Annotated in this window: 19 protein-coding genes; 9 read left to right on the forward strand and 10 right to left on the reverse strand. The window is 57.2% G+C overall.

Features of this window, described 5'->3' with window-relative positions; all coding sequences use genetic code 11:
- The first annotated feature begins 30 nt into the window (after positions 1-30).
- The 4 genes from FJ145_14015 (at position 31) to truA (ending at position 4,528) form a co-directional block, all read left to right on the forward strand.
- Complete coding sequence (locus FJ145_14015; GenBank protein ID MBM4262530.1) at positions 31-1,587, forward strand: 2-isopropylmalate synthase; 1,557 nt, start codon at positions 31-33, stop codon at positions 1,585-1,587.
- Complete coding sequence (gene leuB / locus FJ145_14020) at positions 1,584-2,675, forward strand: 3-isopropylmalate dehydrogenase (GenBank protein ID MBM4262531.1); 1,092 nt, start codon at positions 1,584-1,586, stop codon at positions 2,673-2,675. Before FJ145_14015 ends, leuB begins: the two co-directional genes overlap by 4 nt.
- 3 nt (positions 2,676-2,678) lie before the next feature.
- Positions 2,679-3,701 carry an aspartate-semialdehyde dehydrogenase gene (locus tag FJ145_14025; protein MBM4262532.1) on the forward strand — a complete coding sequence of 341 codons (1,023 nt, stop codon included), beginning with the start codon at positions 2,679-2,681 and terminating at the stop codon, positions 3,699-3,701.
- Between the two features lie 95 nt (positions 3,702-3,796).
- Complete coding sequence (gene truA / locus FJ145_14030) at positions 3,797-4,528, forward strand: tRNA pseudouridine(38-40) synthase TruA (protein ID MBM4262533.1); 732 nt, start codon at positions 3,797-3,799, stop codon at positions 4,526-4,528.
- 73 nt (positions 4,529-4,601) lie between these two features.
- On the opposite strand, the gene FJ145_14035 is transcribed toward truA, so the two are convergent.
- The 4 genes from FJ145_14035 to FJ145_14050 all read right to left on the reverse strand — a co-directional run bounded on the left by FJ145_14035 (position 4,602) and on the right by FJ145_14050 (position 8,779).
- Positions 4,602-5,705, reverse strand: coding sequence for an extracellular solute-binding protein (locus tag FJ145_14035; GenBank protein ID MBM4262534.1), 1,104 nt, complete (start codon positions 5,703-5,705; stop codon positions 4,602-4,604).
- 42 nt (positions 5,706-5,747) lie between these two features.
- A complete protein-coding gene (locus FJ145_14040; protein MBM4262535.1) occupies positions 5,748-6,863 on the reverse strand; it encodes an extracellular solute-binding protein in 1,116 nt (371 codons plus the stop codon).
- On the reverse strand, positions 6,860-7,177 hold the full coding sequence (locus FJ145_14045) for a hypothetical protein (GenBank protein MBM4262536.1): 318 nt from the start codon (positions 7,175-7,177) through the stop codon (positions 6,860-6,862). Before FJ145_14045 ends, FJ145_14040 begins: the two co-directional genes overlap by 4 nt.
- 321 nt (positions 7,178-7,498) lie before the next feature.
- Entirely contained in the window at positions 7,499-8,779 is a 1,281-nt protein-coding gene (locus FJ145_14050) for a Rieske 2Fe-2S domain-containing protein (protein ID MBM4262537.1), read from the reverse strand.
- 171 nt (positions 8,780-8,950) lie between these two features.
- Here FJ145_14050 and FJ145_14055 point away from each other — a divergent pair, with 171 nt between their 5' ends.
- The 5 genes from FJ145_14055 to FJ145_14075 all read left to right on the forward strand — a co-directional run bounded on the left by FJ145_14055 (position 8,951) and on the right by FJ145_14075 (position 14,028).
- On the forward strand, positions 8,951-9,661 hold the full coding sequence (locus FJ145_14055; protein ID MBM4262538.1) for a dienelactone hydrolase family protein: 711 nt from the start codon (positions 8,951-8,953) through the stop codon (positions 9,659-9,661).
- Between the two features lie 238 nt (positions 9,662-9,899).
- Positions 9,900-10,301: a RidA family protein gene (locus tag FJ145_14060; GenBank protein ID MBM4262539.1), complete on the forward strand. Its 402-nt coding sequence runs from the start codon at positions 9,900-9,902 to the stop codon at positions 10,299-10,301.
- A 296-nt stretch (positions 10,302-10,597) separates the two neighbouring features.
- Positions 10,598-12,586, forward strand: coding sequence for a DNA topoisomerase VI subunit B (locus tag FJ145_14065; GenBank protein MBM4262540.1), 1,989 nt, complete (start codon positions 10,598-10,600; stop codon positions 12,584-12,586).
- Positions 12,561-13,667 carry a DNA topoisomerase IV subunit A gene (locus tag FJ145_14070; GenBank protein ID MBM4262541.1) on the forward strand — a complete coding sequence of 369 codons (1,107 nt, stop codon included), beginning with the start codon at positions 12,561-12,563 and terminating at the stop codon, positions 13,665-13,667. Before FJ145_14065 ends, FJ145_14070 begins: the two co-directional genes overlap by 26 nt.
- Positions 13,668-13,812: 145 nt before the next feature.
- Positions 13,813-14,028: a hypothetical protein gene (locus FJ145_14075; GenBank protein MBM4262542.1), complete on the forward strand. Its 216-nt coding sequence runs from the start codon at positions 13,813-13,815 to the stop codon at positions 14,026-14,028.
- Between the two features lie 30 nt (positions 14,029-14,058).
- On the opposite strand, the gene FJ145_14080 is transcribed toward FJ145_14075, so the two are convergent.
- From FJ145_14080 to FJ145_14105, 6 genes are all read right to left on the reverse strand, one after another.
- On the reverse strand, positions 14,059-14,295 hold the full coding sequence (locus FJ145_14080) for a hypothetical protein (GenBank protein ID MBM4262543.1): 237 nt from the start codon (positions 14,293-14,295) through the stop codon (positions 14,059-14,061).
- Positions 14,296-14,759: 464 nt separating this feature from the next.
- On the reverse strand, positions 14,760-15,677 hold the full coding sequence (locus FJ145_14085; protein ID MBM4262544.1) for an amidohydrolase: 918 nt from the start codon (positions 15,675-15,677) through the stop codon (positions 14,760-14,762).
- Between the two features lie 30 nt (positions 15,678-15,707).
- A complete protein-coding gene (locus tag FJ145_14090; protein MBM4262545.1) occupies positions 15,708-15,908 on the reverse strand; it encodes a hypothetical protein in 201 nt (66 codons plus the stop codon).
- 3 nt (positions 15,909-15,911) lie between these two features.
- On the reverse strand, positions 15,912-16,127 hold the full coding sequence (locus FJ145_14095) for a hypothetical protein (protein MBM4262546.1): 216 nt from the start codon (positions 16,125-16,127) through the stop codon (positions 15,912-15,914).
- Between the two features lie 74 nt (positions 16,128-16,201).
- Complete coding sequence (gene sugE, locus FJ145_14100; GenBank protein ID MBM4262547.1) at positions 16,202-16,519, reverse strand: quaternary ammonium compound efflux SMR transporter SugE; 318 nt, start codon at positions 16,517-16,519, stop codon at positions 16,202-16,204.
- A 25-nt stretch (positions 16,520-16,544) separates the two neighbouring features.
- A complete protein-coding gene (locus FJ145_14105) occupies positions 16,545-16,943 on the reverse strand; it encodes a hypothetical protein (GenBank protein ID MBM4262548.1) in 399 nt (132 codons plus the stop codon).
- Between the last annotated feature and the right edge of the window lie 35 nt (positions 16,944-16,978).

Here is a 16,978-nt window from a genome sequence, read left to right on the forward strand (position 1 = left end):
TGGCGGATCAACGGTGGAGGAGATTTTCCAATGAGCACAGAGAATACGGTACAAATTTTTGACACGACGCTGCGCGACGGCGAGCAGTCGCCGGGCGCGAGCATGACAGTGGAACAGAAGGTCGTCATCGCGCGCCAGCTCGAAAAGCTCGGCGTCGATGTCATCGAAGCGGGGTTTGCCGCATCGTCGGAAGGGGATTTTGAATCGGTGCGCCGGGTCTGCCGGGAGGTGCGCAAGCCGCGCGTCGTGAGCCTGGCGCGGGCCCAAGAGGGCGACATAACGAGAGCATTGAAAGCCGTCGAGCCGGCCAAAAACCCGGGCATTCACACGTTTATCGCAACCTCGGACATTCACCTGAAGCACAAGCTGCGCATGACCCGCGAGCAGGTGATCGAAGCGGCGGTGGCGGCGGTGACGTTTGCCAAGAAGCACACCGACTACGTCGAGTTTTCCGCTGAAGACGCTTCGCGCAGCGATCCGGAGTTTTTGATGCAAATCTTTCGTGAGGTGATTCGCGCCGGCGCGCGCACGATCAACGTGCCGGACACGACCGGTTACGCGATCCCCTCGGAGTTTGGCGCGTTGATCGCCAATTTGATCGAGCGCACCGCGGGCGGCGACCGCGTGATTTGGAGTGCGCACTGTCACAACGATTTGGGGTTGGCGGTGGCGAACTCGCTGGCGGCGGTGCACAATGGCGCGCGGCAGATCGAGTGCACGATTAACGGCATCGGCGAGCGCGCCGGCAACACCTCATTGGAAGAAGTCGTCATGGCGCTGCGCACGCGCAAGAATTATTTGAACCTGGACACCAACGTCATCAGCGAGCAGCTCTACCCGAGCTCGCGTTTGCTTTCGCAGGTGACCGGCATTGCGATTCCCATCAACAAGCCGATCGTTGGCGATAACGCCTTTGCCCACGAAGCCGGCATTCACCAAGACGGCGTGTTGAAGTACAAACAGACCTACGAGATCATGACGCCGGAGTCCATCGGCATTCCCGGCAATCGCTTGGTGTTGGGCAAGCACTCGGGGCGGCACGCATTCGACGAGCGGCTCAAGCACTTGGGCTTTAATCTCAACCGCGACGACATGAACCGCGCCTTCGTGCGCTTTAAAGAGCTGGCGGACAAAAAGAAAAACGTCTACGACGAAGATATCGAAGCGATCGTCGCCGAAGAAATCTTGCGCGTGCCCGGGCGGCCGGATAAGTACGCGTTGCTTTATCTAAACGTAAACTCAAGCTCCGACGGCATTCCCTCGGCGACGATTAAGATGCGCGTCGAGGATCAGGAAAAAATGGACTACGCCAACGGCGACGGCGCCGTCGACGCTTGCTACAAAGTGATTACCAAGATCACCGGCTCGCAGTCGCAGCTGGTGCGCTACTCGGTCAACGCGATTACCAGCGGCACCGACGCGCAGGGCGAAGTGGCTTGTTTGATCGAAGACGATGGCATTCGTGTGTCGGGCCAGGGCTCGCACACCGACGTCATCATGGCGAGCGCTTTGGCTTACGTGAACGCGCTCAACAAATTGGAAGGACGTAAACACTATCGGCAGGTGGTGGAGAAAGAGGGACCATGAACTACAAGATTGCAGTTTTGCCGGGCGACGGCATCGGCCCGGAGGTGATGGGTGAGGGCACTGCGGTGCTCAACCAAGTCGCCAAGATTTACGGCTTTGGGATTGCATTGGAAAATAGCATCGTCGGCGGCGCGTCAATCGACGCCCATGGCAAGCCGCTTACCGATCCGGTCTTGAATTTGGCCAAAAGCAGCGACGCTGTGTTGCTTGGCGCCATGGGCGGACCGAAGTGGGACGGGCTCGATTATTCGATCCGGCCCGAACGCGCGCTGTTGGCGTTGCGCCAAGAGTTGGGACTCTTCGCGAATTTACGACCGGTGAAATTATTTTCCGCGTTGGCGTCCGCGTCGACGTTGAAAAAAGAAGTTGTCGAAGGCACGGACTTGTTGGTCGTGCGTGAATTAACCGGCGGCATCTATTTCGGTCAACCTAAAGGCGTGACCAAACTGCCGGACGGCACCGAGCGCGGCGTCAATACCGAAGTCTACACCACGCCGGAGATCGAGCGCATCGCCCACGTCGCGTTCCAAGCGGCGCAGCAGCGGCGCAAGAAGGTGACGTCGGTCGACAAAGCCAACGTCCTCGAAGTGACTGAGCTGTGGCGCAAAGTGGTCACGCGCATTCACAAAGACGAGGGCTATGCCGGCATTCAGCTCGAACATATGCTGGTCGACAACTGCGCCATGCAATTGATCCGCAATCCGAAGCAGTTCGACGTCGTGGTCACGACCAATATGTTCGGCGATATTTTGAGCGATGAAGCGGCGATGTTGACCGGATCGATCGGCATGCTGCCGTCGGCGAGCCTGGGCGGCAAAGTCGGCATGTACGAGCCGGTGCACGGCAGTGCGCCAGACATCACCGGGCAGGACAAAGCCAACCCGTTGGCGACGATCTTGAGCGTTGCCATGATGCTGCGCCATTCGTTGGACCAGGGCACGGCGGCGGACCGCATCGAGAAGGCCGTCGAAGATGTCCTCAACGAGGGGTTTCGCACCGCCGATATTCAAGAGGCCGGTTGCAAGCTGGTCGGCTGCAAACAAATGGGCCAGCTGGTGCGCGACAAGATTGAAAAAGCCAAAGGATGATTTGTGAAGAAAGAAAAGTATAACGTCGCCGTCGTCGGCGCCACCGGCGCGGTCGGCGAGCAGATGCGCGAAGTCTTGGAAGAGCGCCAGTTCCCAGTCGGTGAGCTGCGCTTGTTGGCTTCTGAGCGTTCGGCGGGACAGTTTCTGCCGTTTCAAAGCAAGCAGATTCGCGTCGATGTTTTGAACGAAGATTCGTTTAAGGATATCGACATCGGTTTATTCTCGGCGGGCGGCAGCGTCAGCACCAAGTTTGCGCCGTTGGCTGTGACAGCCGGCGCGGTGGTAGTGGATAATACGTCAGTGTTTCGCATGGAACCGGATATCCCACTGGTCGTACCTGAGGTTAACGCGCAAGAAATTGCCAACTATAAAGCCCGCGGTATTGTCGCCAACCCCAACTGCTCGACCATCCAGATGGTGGTGGCGTTGAAGCCGATCCACGATGCGGCGTGCATCAAGCGCATTGTCGTGTCGACGTACCAATCGGTCTCCGGCGCAGGGCGCCAGGCCATGGAAGAGTTGAGCCAGCAAGTGGGTGCGTTGTTTAACGGTCGGGAGTTGAAGAAGGAAAAATTTCCGCACCAGATCGCTTTTAATTGTATTCCACACATCGATGTCTTCACGGAAGGCGGCTACACCAAAGAAGAGTGGAAGATGATCCACGAGACCCGCAAGATTTTAGGCGAGCCAAACTTGCCGGTGACGGCAACAACGGTGCGCGTGCCGGTGTTTTGCAGCCATTCGGAGTCGGTGAATGTCGAGACCGCGGTGAAGCTATCGGCGGCGGAAACTAAAAAGATCCTGCGCGACGCCCCGGGCGTGATTGTCGCTGATGAGCCGGAGCAAAACATTTACCCCATGGCCGTGGAAGCCACCGGCAAGGACGCGACTTACGTCGGACGCATTCGCGAAGACAACTCAGTCGCCAATGGCCTAAACTTGTGGGTTGTCGCCGACAACCTGCGCAAAGGCGCGGCGCTCAACGCGGTGCAGATCGCGGAAATCCTAGTGCGCGATTATCTGTAGATCGATGATTTAACCGCAAAGTAGGCAAAGAACGCAAAGATTGTAGGCGGCGACCGGCTGGTCGCCCGGATTCCAAAACGCCAAACGTTCTTGCTGTGAACATCAAGCTGATCGTCGAGTACGACGGCACGCGCTACCACGGTTGGCAGACCCAGCCCAACACGGCGACGATCCAAGAAACGCTCGAAAAAGCGATTTCGACGTTTCTCGGCACGCCGACAAAAGTCACCGGCTCCGGGCGCACCGACGCCGGTGTGCACGCCCTTGGCCAAGTCGTCAACTTTCACTGCGAACGGGAGTATACGCCGCACCGCATGCGCCGCGCATTGAATGCGCTCACACCCGAAGATATCACAATCAAAGAAGTTGAAGTGGTCCCAGAAGAGTTCGATGCGCGGCGCGATGGCCGCTGCCGAGTCTACGAGTATTGGATACTCAACCGCCCGACCGCTTCGCCGTTCTACTTAAATCGCGCTTTGCACGTACACGAGCCGCTGGATGTCGCAGCGATGCAACACGCCATCGAATGCCTGGTTGGCAAACACGATTTCTCATCGTTTCGCGCCGCCGGGTGCGACGCACTGAGCCCCGTCCGCGAGGTCTATCAAATTTCCTTAAAAAAGCGCGGCGAGCTCTGGGTCTTTCGCATCGAGGCGACCGCGTTTCTGCGCCACATGGTGCGCAACATCATCGGCACTCTGCTTGAAGTTGGCCGCGGCGCGCGTACCGTCGAAAATTTTTCTCGGCTTCTGGTCAACCGCGACCGAACTCAAGCTGGCCCGACAGCCACCCCGCAGGGGCTCTACTTGGTCGAAGTAAGATACTAAGGATATCCTACGCGCGAAGCCCCGCGCTTTTTCCAAAAAGCATTAGGCGCCGAACGTTTATCCGTGCCGCGTCTTATTTGAGCAGATCGTTGGCCAGCTTGATCGCCTTGGGCCAGAGCTGCGTCAGCACTTCTTCGCTGGAGTTTTCGCGCTTCTGGTTCTCTTCGACGGAGAGAAAGTCTTTCGACGCGCGGGTGCCGAATTCGGCAAGCCATTTGGTGTCGACGTCGAGACGGCGCGTCGCTTGGCCCATGGCCTTGCCATAGGTCTCTTGGCCTTCTTTGCTAAGCAGCCAGTTGACGAAAAGCCGGGTGCCGTGGGGCTGGTCGGAATTTCGCACCACCGAGAGCGCGCCGCTGCCGCTGCTGGTGTAGCTGCCTTCCTTCGGTTCGTGCAGCGGTTTGATTGGCAGATTGGCTTTGATGAAAGGCGCCAGCGTGTAGTAGGTGAGGCCGATGGTGATGGCGAAGCGCCCTTTGGCGAGGCTCTCGCCGAGCAGCCGTTGATCGCGGCTCAGAAACGGTTCTTGGCCGGCGAACTTGCGGAGAAACTCTTCGCCTTTGACCTTGTACCAAAATGACCAGGTCGATGTGCCGCCGCCCGCCGAGCGCGGGTCGAGCATGCCGAGTTTACCTTTCCATTTAGGATGCAAAAGATCGTCGAAGGAGCGAAACTCGTCGCCTCTCATGAGCTGCGTGTTGTACCAGAGATTCTCCGATTGGTAGGCCTGAAAGGAATAGAGAAAGCGCTTGCCCGTGTCGGCCCAGACATGGCCGCCATACCAGCGCTTGGGATCTTTGACTTCGGGGAGAGCGAACAGCGGCTCGATCGGTTCGAGGATGCCGGCGTTGAGCAGGCTTAGCGGCGTCAAGCTGCCGCTGATCAAGGCGTCGTAGTAGCGCACGCCGGCGGCATGTTCGGCAGCGATCTTGCTCGCATTGGTGGCCCCGCGCGCCGTGGAAATTTCCAGCTCGACGCCGGGAAAACGTCTGGCAAAAGCGCTTTCGAGGCTCTTCCGCAATTCCGCGCTGGCCGGCACGCCTACGACGACTTTGCCTTCTTTCCTGGCCGCTTCCACCGTCTTGTCCCAATCGGATTGGGCACCCGCGAGGGTTGCGCCGACAACGAGCAGGAACAACGACGAGAGTGAGACAATAACATCTTTCATTTGCGGCATCTGTGCTCCGATGGTTGATGGTGTGCCGTTGGACGAGTCGCGTTATCTAAAAACTTCTTCGGCTATCTTCGCCGACCGCGCCCAATACTTGCCGACGGTTTCTTCGCCGTAGTTCTCGCGCCGCTCGTTTTCTTCGACGGTCAAAAAGTCCTTCGACGCGCGCACGCCATGCTCGACCATCCACTTGGTGTCGACGTCCAAGCGGCGTGTGGCTTGGCCCATGGCTTTGCCGTAGATTTCTTGGCCCTCTTTGCTGAGTAGCCAATTGACGAAGACTTTGGTCGCGTTGGGGTGGGGCGAGTTCTTCATGATGGACGTCGCGCTGCTGCCGCAGCTTGTGTAGGTGCCTTCTTTCATCTCAGGCAGTGGCTTGACCGGCAGACCAGCCTTTAGAAAAGGCGAGAACGTGTAGTAGGTCAGGCCGATGGTGATCGCGGTTTTGCCCTTGGCAAGGCTGTCGGCCAGTTGCCGCTGATCGCGCGACAGAAACATTTCCTGCGCCGCGAGTTTCTTGAGCCACTCTTCGCCTTTGATCTTGAGAAAAAACGCCCAGGTCGCGGTGCCCGCGCCGACGCTGCGTGGATCGAGAATGCCGATCTTGCCCCTGAATTTTGGCAGCAGGAGATCGTCATAGGAGCGTATCTCTTCGATTTTTATCAGTGTCGGGTTATGCCAGATGTTTTCCGACTGGTAGACCTGAAAGGCGTAGATGAATTTTTTCGCGTTGTCAAGCCAGATGTGGCCGCCGAACCAGCGCTTGGGATCTCTGACTTCATGAAGGATCATAAAGGGCTCGGCGGGTTCGAGTATGCCGGCGTGGAGCAAACTGAACGGCGTCGATGTGCCGCTGATCAACAGGTCGAAATAACGGACGCCGGCCGCATGTTCGGATGCGATCTTGCTCGCGTTTGCAGGCCCGCGTGCGTTGGTCAGATCGAGCTCTATTCCCGGGTAGCGCTTGGGAAAAACTTCGGTGATTGCTTTGCGTAGCTCCGCGCTGGCGGGGATCGCGGCGACGAGCTTGCCTTCTTTCTTGGCGGCTTCCACGGTTTTTCCCCATTCGCTGGGCGACGTCGAGCGAACGTCAGCGGCGAAGGCAAGGTCGAACCCGAAATAAATTGCTGCCGACAGACAAAGCAAAAACAGTTTTTCCATCATACCCACTCCGCTGAGTCAGTTGGATTCACTGTTAGTAGGGTAAAATCAGTCTCGGCGAAAGCATTTTCAAAGCCGTGTGGCATTAGTTGATCTGCGCTGGCTTTCGCGTTTTCTGGCGAAACTATAAGCGGCGAGCTCAAGGCCGACGATTTCGAATTCTTCGACGCCTCGCGCAGTCTGCCTTCACCGGCGCTTCCGTAAAGAACAATGGACTTCAGCTCATCGACGAATGCTGCGTTGGCGGTGCCGATAAATTCCGTCAAAACGCGGGGAACTGGGGAGGGCAAGTCGGAGAGCGGGTCGGGATCGGTCATACAGCGCCTCCATCGAATATCGCTTTTCGTTGATAGCCGGCGGAAAAAAGCTTTCAACCCTGCGTAGCGTTGACGCTGCTGCCGGGCTTTTTGAAGCGGCGTGAGTGGCGGCTCCATTCGCAGCCGCAGCTTTGGCAATGCCACTCGTTCATGCCTTCCCATTCCTCACGGTCGGCAAGCATAGCCTTACCCGCCTTGATGGCTTTTGCTTGAGCTCCGGTGGGAATACCGTGGACGACGGCGAGCAACTCCGCGGACCCACATTCGGGGCAGGCTTTGGTTTTACGGTTTTGAGTTCGGTGGCTGCGCATGGGGTTAGTTTTACGAACGCAGAATGGCGAGCCGCTGTTTCCAATGTGCCTGCCAGTCGGCGCCAGGAGCGAGCACCTCGGATTCTACGGTGAGATCGGGAAAACGATTGTCGCTCGGCTTGCGGATGACATGGGGTGGCTCGCGCCCGGCCTGGAGATCGTTGATTCCGCGCAGCAGTTGGCGCCGGGCGGCGATAATGGCGCGATCGCTGGGACCGAGGAATTCCTTCGATCGATCGAGGATCGGGCCGGCGCCTTCGACAATAGCTGTGTCTTGCGTGTTGAAGATGCGCCCCATGCCGGAGAAGCTCCAGGTTTTCATGGACTCGCGGTCCTGCAGATAGCGATTGGCCTTGTTGCGTTTAGGGTGGTAGTTGGCGTCGAGCTCGTCCAAGATTTCCTGATTGCGCTCGATGTCGCGCGGCTCCATCGGCGCGCTGCGGCGAAAGACGAAATCATAACGCCAGTGGTGGCTGTCGTCGACGGGCACGTGCCAATAGAGATTGTAGCCGTCGCCCGACATGGGCCCGGGGATCGTCGCTTTGTTTGGGAAAACGTAGTTAGTCACGCGAAAAAAAGTCCGGCCATCGACGTTGCGCAGGGAGAAGATCCGCACACCGTAGTCGGTCTCTTCGGCGTCGATGCGCGGCGCCATGTCGGCGTCGTAGAGCGCCAAAGGCAGTTTGCCGTCGGTGCCCTTGACCGTGCGTTTTAAATTGGCTGGGACATTGGCTTGGCGATGTAAGTAGGAGACATGGCTCGGGTCGAGGTTGCCCTCGTTGGCTTGAAAGTAATTGCACTCGTGAAAAATCTTGGTAACGAGCACATGGCCTTTGGGTGCAACCAGCGGCTCATAGTTGGGCAGCTCCGGTGGTTCTCGGGGTCCCATGTAGGTGAAAATCACGCCGGATCGCTCCTGCACCGGATATGCAGGGTGGCGCACCTTTTCGCAGAAACGCCGGTTCGGCGGTTCACAAGGCTGCTCGATGCAGCGGCCGTGGCGATCGAAGAGCCAGCCGTGGTAGAGGCAGCGCAGGCCGCCATTTTCGACGCGGCCGTAGCTTAGATCAGCGCGTCGATGTGAACAGTGCAGACCGATCAAGCCGAGCTCGCCGTCCTCGCCGCGAAACAGGACCAAGTCTTCACTCAATATTCTGAGGGGCAAGGGTGCGCCATCGGCAGGCAGTTCTTCGACAAGCGCAACTGGGTGCCAGTACCGGCGCATGAGATTGCCGCCGGGAGTGCCGGGGCCGGTGCGAGTGATGAGGTCGTTGTCTTCTTGGCAGAGCATAGATCCTTCGCCTTCGCTCAGGACAAGTTTTGGATTTCCGATTTTGGATTCTCGCCCAGTTTCTACCACTGAATCACTGCTTGCGGCAACTCTAGCCGGTTCGGCTGATTGACCGATGGCAATCGCTTGTGTTTATCTGAGGAAGATTGCCACCAGAATGGAGAATCAGGTATGGCAGGAACTTGGGAAAAGGTTCGCGTCGATAAAAGTGACATGCCGCTTTACGTGAGTATGCCGGCAACCGACCGACAGGTGCCTGGCATCGTGGTTGTGCACGGACGCTCCGGGCTAGAGGATTTCATCAAAGACGCAACCCATATGCTTGCCTTACAGGGTTACGCTGCCGTGGCGCCGTTCCTCTATCACCGCGACGGTCCCGACTGTAAAGACGATAACGTTACACGCAAATCGCGTTTGCGCGATCCGTTGATTATCGATGATGTGAACGCTGCCATTGGTTTTCTAAAAAATCACAAGCAAGTGAATAGCGCCAAGCTCGGCATTGTCGGCTTCTGCATGGGCGGGCGGTTGGTTTATCTGATGTCGGCGGCGAACAAGGACTTGAAAGCCGGCGTGATGTTCTACGGCAGCAGCACGATGCTGCCGTACGGCGACAGCGGGCCGACGCCGTTCGACCGTACTAAAGAAATCAGCTGCCCGATTCAGGGACACTTCGGCGCTGAAGATACAGATCCTTCGCCGGAGGACATGCGCAAGCTAGATGCCGAGCTAACCAAATACGGCAGGCACCACGAGTTTCACGTCTACCAAGGCGCCGCGCACGCGTTCGTCAATTCCGGCTCGGACAACTACCGGCCGCACGCGGCGTCTTTGTCGTGGCCGAAGGCTATGGAGTTTTTTGCAAGACATCTTATCGCATGAGCTCGTTCGCGATGCTGCCGGGGAAATCACTTCTCGTTCCCGTGGCGCGGTGAAGAAATCATGGACCGCCTCAACCACGACCGGCAAATCTCCCCTAACCCCTCTTTTCCAAAGAGGGGAGCTCGGAGTCGAAAGAGTGCGATGACGCACGGCAATCTGTCCCCCTTTGAAAAAGGGGGATTGATGGGGATTTTCTTCCCCGGTCGCAGTGATAGATGTCATGATAACAAGCAAGACGATGAAGATCGAAAAAATTACCAGTCCTCATGTCCCCGAGCCGCCGCCGGGCCGTTGGTCCAACGCGCTGCGGGTCGGCGACATGTTGTTCGTATCAGGCACGGTCTCTCGCGGGCCGGATGGTGTGAGTGTTGAAGGCAAGAACGAATATGAGCAGACGAAAAATATTTTCACGCGCATTCGCCATCTCGTCGAGGCCGCCGGCGGCGCGATGTCGGACATCGTGAAGATGACGATCTATGTGGTCAACATCAAACAAAACACCGAGGTCTGGCGCGCGCGTCAGGAATTTTTCACCGGCGCTTTCCCCTGCTCGACATTAGTCGAGGTGCGAAGTCTGGCGACGCCCGAGATTGTAGTTGAAATAGAAGTGATCGCTTGCCTTGGGGCAGGGAAGCGGTGATGGAAGAATTCCTTTTACCGTGATTCTCTCGCGAAAAATTCCACCGGCCACTACAAAACAGTAAGATCTCTGCTATAATCCTCGTATACTTACATTCCTTTTGGCTGTTGCTGCGAAGAAAGCTTGGTTCCGCAGGCGATTGTTGAGTTGTGTGGAAGTGCTGCGACTATTCCCCGTGCCGTCCCCGTTCGATCAATCCCAATTAAGTTGATGGAGATTTAGTTCAAGCTATGTCCAAACCGATGTTAAAGCCGGCTGAACCGGCTGAGGCTGTCGAGGCGAAGCCCAGACCTGCGGTGACCGCCGCGGAGATGGGTGCGCGGCAGCGCGAGATTTCTGTTTCGGAGTTTTTTACCAAGAACCGCCACCTGCTGGGCTTCGATAACCCGCGCAAGGCGATGTTGACCTGCGTCAAAGAGGCGGTCGACAACGCGCTCGATGCCTGTGAAGAGGCGGCCATCTTGCCGGATGTCACGGTGAAACTCGAAGTCGTGCCCACCGGCAACACGACGCCGGCGCCGAGTCAAGCGACGCGCTTTCGTGTGACCGTCATCGACTATGGCCCTGGCATTGTGCGCCAGCAGATACCACCGATCTTTGCCAAACTGCTCTACGGTTCTAAATTTCACCGCCTGCGCATGAGCCGCGGCCAACAGGGCATCGGCATTTCCGCCGCCGGCATGTATGCGCAGCTTACCACCGGCAAGCCGGTGCAGATTACTTCGCGCACCAGCGCCAAGGCGCCGGCGCATTATTTTGAGGTGCAGATCGACACCAAGAAGAACGAGCCACGCATCTTCGAAAACAAGAAAATCGATTGGGAGAATCACCGCGGCACGCAAGTGACCATGGAAATTGAAGGGCGGTATCAAAAAGGCCGGGCTTCGGTGGACGAATACTTAGAGCAAACGGCGATCGCCAATCCGCACGTCAAGCTCACCTACCACACCCCGGAAGGCGAGGTGAAAGAGTATCCGCGCACCATCGAAGAGCTGCCGCCGCAGCCGCGCGAGATCAAGCCGCACCCCTACGGTATCGAGTTCGGCATGATGCTCAAGATGCTGCACGACACCAAAAGTCACTCGCTGTCGGGATTTTTGGCCAGCGAGTTCAGCCGGGTGTCGAGCCAGTTGGCTGTTGAAATCTCCAAAAAGGCGAAGCTGTCGCCGGATGCCAAGCCGCGCGATTTGCATGGTGCCGCGGCGGAAGCGTTCTACAAGGCGATCCAAGAAACCAAGATCATGGCGCCGCCGAGCAATTGCATCTCGCCCATCGGCGAGCGGGCGATTCTCCACGGGCTTTACAAACAGATCAAGGGCGAGTTCTACACCGCGGTGACCCGGCCGCCGGCGGTCTATCGCGGCAATCCGTTTGTTATCGAAGCGGGTTTAGCGTTTGGTAAAGCGCCGCACTTAATGGAAAGCAAAGAAGAAACACCGGCGATGCCGCTGGCCGAAGGCGAGGAGAAGGACGACGACAATGAGTTGGCGCGGGTGATTCGCTATGCCAACCGCGTGCCGCTCCTCTATCAGCAATCGGCCTGTTCCACGTTCAAGGCGGTGCTCGACACGAGCTGGAAAAATTACAACATCTCCCAGTCGCGCGGCGCCTTGCCGGCCGGGCCAATGGTGATCTTTGTCCACATGGCGTCGGTGTGGGTGCCTTTTACCAGTGAATCGAAGGAAGCGATCGCCGACTACGACGAGATTCGCAAGGAGATCAAGCTTGCTCTGCAGGAATGCGGTCGCCGTCTCGGCGTCTTCTTACGCCGGCGCGAGCGCGCCGCTGGTGAGTTTCGCCGGCGCAATATTTTTCAGCTCTACATCGAAGAAGTCGCCGAAGCCTGCGGTAGGTTGAAAGGTGGCAAGCTCGCGGTTGAGAAGCTGAAAGAACAATTGCAAAAAATCGCCGCCAAGCGCACTGGCGGGCAGAAGGTCGATGAGATTCTCGGCCGCGACGGTGGCGGGCCGGAAGGGTTGCCCCATTCGATTATCGTTACCACGGAGGGCACCGAAGGCGACGCGCCGGATCTGCCGGCGGTGGAAGCGAACCCTACAGCGGGTGTGGCGACGCCTGCCACTGAGGAAACGGAGCCGGAATTGCCAATCCTAGTGGATGAGGAGCCACGGCAGGCCAACAAGAAACGCGGCGGCACAAAGGCCAAGGAACAGACTCCGGCGAAAGCGACTAATGTTAACCAGATGAGCTTGGGCTTTGACAAGCCTGCCGACAAACGTGCTGCAAAGACAGGAAACAAAAATGGCGCAAAAAAAGGCAAAAAATAACGGCGTTGTCGAAAAGAAACTGATCGGCGTCGCCGATATGGTGATCACCGCGGCGCAGCGGAACCAGGACCCGGCGTTGCAAATCCCGGTGCGCAGTCTGGCCAACGTCAACTTCAATCCGAAGCGCGGTATCATCGAGATGGGCAAGCGCAAGCAGGAACGGACGTTCTTTAACGTCGGCATGGCGAAGAAATTCATGCAAACCGTGCTCGTCGCCGACGCGTTGGCCGAGCTGCAGCGCGCTAATTTGACCACCTCGTTGCGCGAGATTTACTACCGCACCAAGCACACGATCAAACATTCCCATGAAAACACATTCGACGGCCAGAACGAGTCCGATCCGCTCATCGAAGATCTCGAAGTCACGCTCGAAGCGTTGCGAGAAGAGCTGCACGTCAGCGCGGAAAACCGCGGCACCGTGGTGGGGCCGTTGACCCTCGTCGACGACGGCGACCGCGTCGACTGCACCAAGCTCGGCAAAGGCGGCTACTCGGTGCCCTCCATCGTCGAGCCGGAATATATTCAGATCAGCAAATGCACCGCGGATTTCATCCTGCTCGTGGAAAAAGGCACCCAATGGAACCGGTTATCGGAGGATAAATTCTGGCGCACGCATAACTGCGTCCTGATCACCGGCAACGGCCAGCCGCCCCGCGGTGTGCGCCGGCTAGTGCGCCGGCTGCACGAGGATTATAAGCTGCCGGTCTACGTTCTAGTCGACAACGACCCCTGGGGCTACTACATCTACTCCGTCATCAAGCAGGGTTCGATCAATCTAGCGTTCGAAAGCGAACGCATGGCGATCCCCAAAGCCAAATTCATCGGCTTCTCTAGCGCCGACCCAGACCGCTACGGCCTGCCGCGCAACGTCGGTATCAAACTAAACGACAAGGACGTCAACCGCGCCAAGGAAATCATGAAGTACACATGGTTTCAGAAAAAAGAATGGCAGAATGAGATTAAAGGCATGCTCGGCAGCGGTTTGAAATACGAGTTGGATGCGTTGGCTAACAAGGATTTTCAGTATTTGACGAAGACGTACCTGCCGCGCAAGTTGAAGGATCAGGATTGGTTGGATTGAACAGATTGTGACCTTGTGTGATTGACAAAACGGTCGCCGACGAAATAAGGCGCAGGCTGCTCGCTTTGCGCTGGATCACGATGGCTTTAGGCGCTGTGCCGATGGAATTCTCCAAGCTGGTGGAAAGACGATCAGAGATGAGGCTTTGCTTAGGGAGATCGACGCGCTGGTTGCGGCGAAAAAAGCCGGCGTTGAAATGGGTCGCGGACCGCGTAGCGAAATCATTAGCGAGTTTATTTCCGTGGAGATGGCTAAGTTTGAAAAGCTCACCGCTACGATGCCCAATCAAAGCACTCCTGTTGAACCGCCAAATGAACTCTTTCGTTCTACCTTGAGCGAGATTTGGCCGGACCGGAAATAGTCAATCGGAATTGACTCGATTTTGGGACTTCTAATTTCTTCTTTTCCTAGCCCCCTGAATCGATCTCAACGCATCCTCCGCGACAATCCGCCCGATGGGACCAGTGGCGTAGCACGCTTGCAAAACTTTGCGGTCTGGGCCGAGGGTGAAATTGGTTGCGTGGATGATGCCGCGGTGTTCTTCCCAGTAGGCGCCGACTCGGTCGGCGTCTACTGGGACTTTGAGGCCGTAGCCGATCGGAAAAGACGCGCCGGTGCGTCCGATCATTTCCTTGGCTTTATCGAGTGGGTCGACGGACAGGGCGATGACGTCGACGTCTTCTTTCTTGAATGCTTCAAGGTGCGCTTGATAGTCGGCAACCTGCCGAACGCAGTAGGGTCACCAGATGCCGCGGTAGTAGATGATGACGGCGTATTCGGCTTTGAGGTCGCCGGGAATGTTTAGCGGGCGGCCGTCGGTTAGGTTAGCCTTGAAACTTGGGAACGGATCGCCGGGTAGAAGTTGTTTTGCCATTGTTACTCTCCTCGGATCCGGAATTGCCTCGCGCAAAGGCGCAAAGGGCGCAAAGTTTTCGGAGGAATTGTTAATCGGTCGTCTGAGATGTTACGTCGTTTCTCGATTGCTTCTGAAGTTTGGTTGCCGACTAAGGGCGGGCTGAGACCCATCCCTACGGTGATTTGGACACGAATATCTTTTCTTTGCGTCCTTTGCGCCTTTGCGCGAGGTCATTCTCATCCTCCCAGTCCAAGCAGTTTCGCGGCGTTGTCGCCCAAGATTTTCTGCTTGTCTTCGTTGGAAATCTTCAACTGTTTCACGGTATCCACTGCGCGCACCAAGGTGATTGGCACCGGCGGGGTGTCGCTGCCGAAGACCACCTGATCGATGCCGACGGTGTCGATAGCGCATTGCACCGCGGGCGGGTGGTAGCAGACCGTGTCGAAGTAGAGCTGCTTCATGTAGCTCGCCGGCGGGCGGGTCATCACGTCTGGGGTCCAGGGGCCGAAGCTGTCGTCCTTTCTCAGCTCGTAGCCAAAGCCGTAGCGGCCCGGCAGCATCGGCAGGGCGCCGCCGACGTGGGCTAGAACCATTTTCAATTTGGGAAATTTCTCGAAACCGCCGGTGAATATGAAGCGCGTGAGCGAGAGCGTGGTATCGAAAGGCCGGCCGAGCATCTCCGGCAGGCGGAAGATTTCCATCTTTTCGTTGCCGATGGTGAACTTGGGGGGATGGACGAAGACGGGCACGTTCAAGTCGCTGACCATCTCGAAAAATGGCGCGGCGCGCGGCGAGTCGAGATATTCGCCGTTGGTGCTCGAGTTGATCATGATGCCTTTGAGTTTGTACTCACGGATCGCTCGTTCGGTTTCCTTCAGGATCGGGCCGTTGTCGTAGGGCACAGAGCAGGCAAGGCCCAATAACCGCTCAGGATGTTTGGCCGTGAGCTCGGCTGCATGCACGTTGAATTCTTGGACGACTTTGAGCGGGTCATAGCCGTCCGGCGAGCGAATCCAGTTGTTGCCGAAGACGGTCACGTCGACGCCGGATTTGTCCTGCTCGTCGAACAAGTGCGGCAGGTCGAACATCCATTTGGGCGACTTGGGGTGGTACCAGCTTTGTGGGACTAGATGAGCATGGCAGTCGATGATCATGAATTAGTTTCCTTTCAAAGCACTTTCTCTTTAAGGGTTCGCCGTCGCCAGCGCCGCAGCGGTATCGTAGAACTCGAAGAACTCGCAGATCTTGCCGTCGCGGAAACGATGGAAGTCGGCCTTCGGTGTTTCGAGCGTCTTGCCGGTCTTCTTATGCCGAAACGAAATTTGACCCAGCGCAACAACCCGGTCCCCCTGGGCGATATATTCGTCGACGCGATAATAGTTCATTTCTCAATCGCTGGTGAGGCCAGCAAAGTAACGCTTCACGTCGTTCTTTGACTGTGCGACCTTGGTGATGTCCAATGGCATTGTGCCTTCCGCCAGCGAGCGAAATTTCACGTCGTCGGTCATTAAGTTCAGCCAGTGATCGACGCTGCCAGCTTTGGACTCATGCCAGAGCCTGTAGGTTTCTTTGAGGATGGCGACGTTTTCAGTCTCTCTGCTCATCTTTTGACCTCGCGCTGTTTGAGTGGCCTAGTCATAGCAAATTCTTTAGCTCGATGGCAGCCATCTGGCAGCGCTTAGTTCGAAGTTAACTTTAGCCCGACAATGCCTGCGATGATCAAGGCGATGCAAAAGAGACGCGGTAATGTTCCTGATTCCGAGAATAGCACGATCCCGAGAATCGCTGTGCCGGCGGCGCCGATGCCGGTCCAGATTGCGTAGCCGGTGCCGACGGGGATCACTTTCAACGCTTGGGCGAGAAAGTAGAAGCTTGCGATCATGCCAAGCACGGTCATGATGCTCCAGCCCAGGTGGCTGAAGCCGTTACTGAGCTTCAAGCCGATCGCCCAAACGATCTCCAGCAATCCCGCGACCACTAAAAACAGCCAAGCCATGCAGGTCTCCGAAAATGTTTCACGATTATTGATTCAGCGAGTTGTCCGCGTCGCGGGGAATGACGTGTGCCAAAACGCCAAGCTTGCTATGCGGCGCTGCGGTGCAAGCGATGTCTTGCTGCTTTGCCGGATTGCCGAGCTGGCGCACGCGCACGCCGGCTTCTCGAATCGGTGGCGTCACATCGCCTTCGCTGTAAGCGAAGATCACATAACGATAGCCGTTATTGTCGAAGGTCACTTCGGTGCGATCGACCTGGGCGCGAAAGTAGTGGGCGTAGCGAAACGCGATTTGGGTGTTGGCGCGCTCGCGGGGGAATTGCAGTTCGACAGCGCCTGGCTTGCCGAAGCGGTATTGCAGGTAACCACGGCGGTTGTTTAGGCTTTGCGAGCCGCAAAGCGATACGAGTTTGGTCGCTTTGGCCACGGGACAGCTGAATAGGACTTGCTCCTCGGCGCGAC

Source organism: Deltaproteobacteria bacterium, assembly GCA_016874755.1.
Classification (GTDB): domain Bacteria; phylum Desulfobacterota; class Binatia; order UBA9968; family UBA9968; genus DP-20.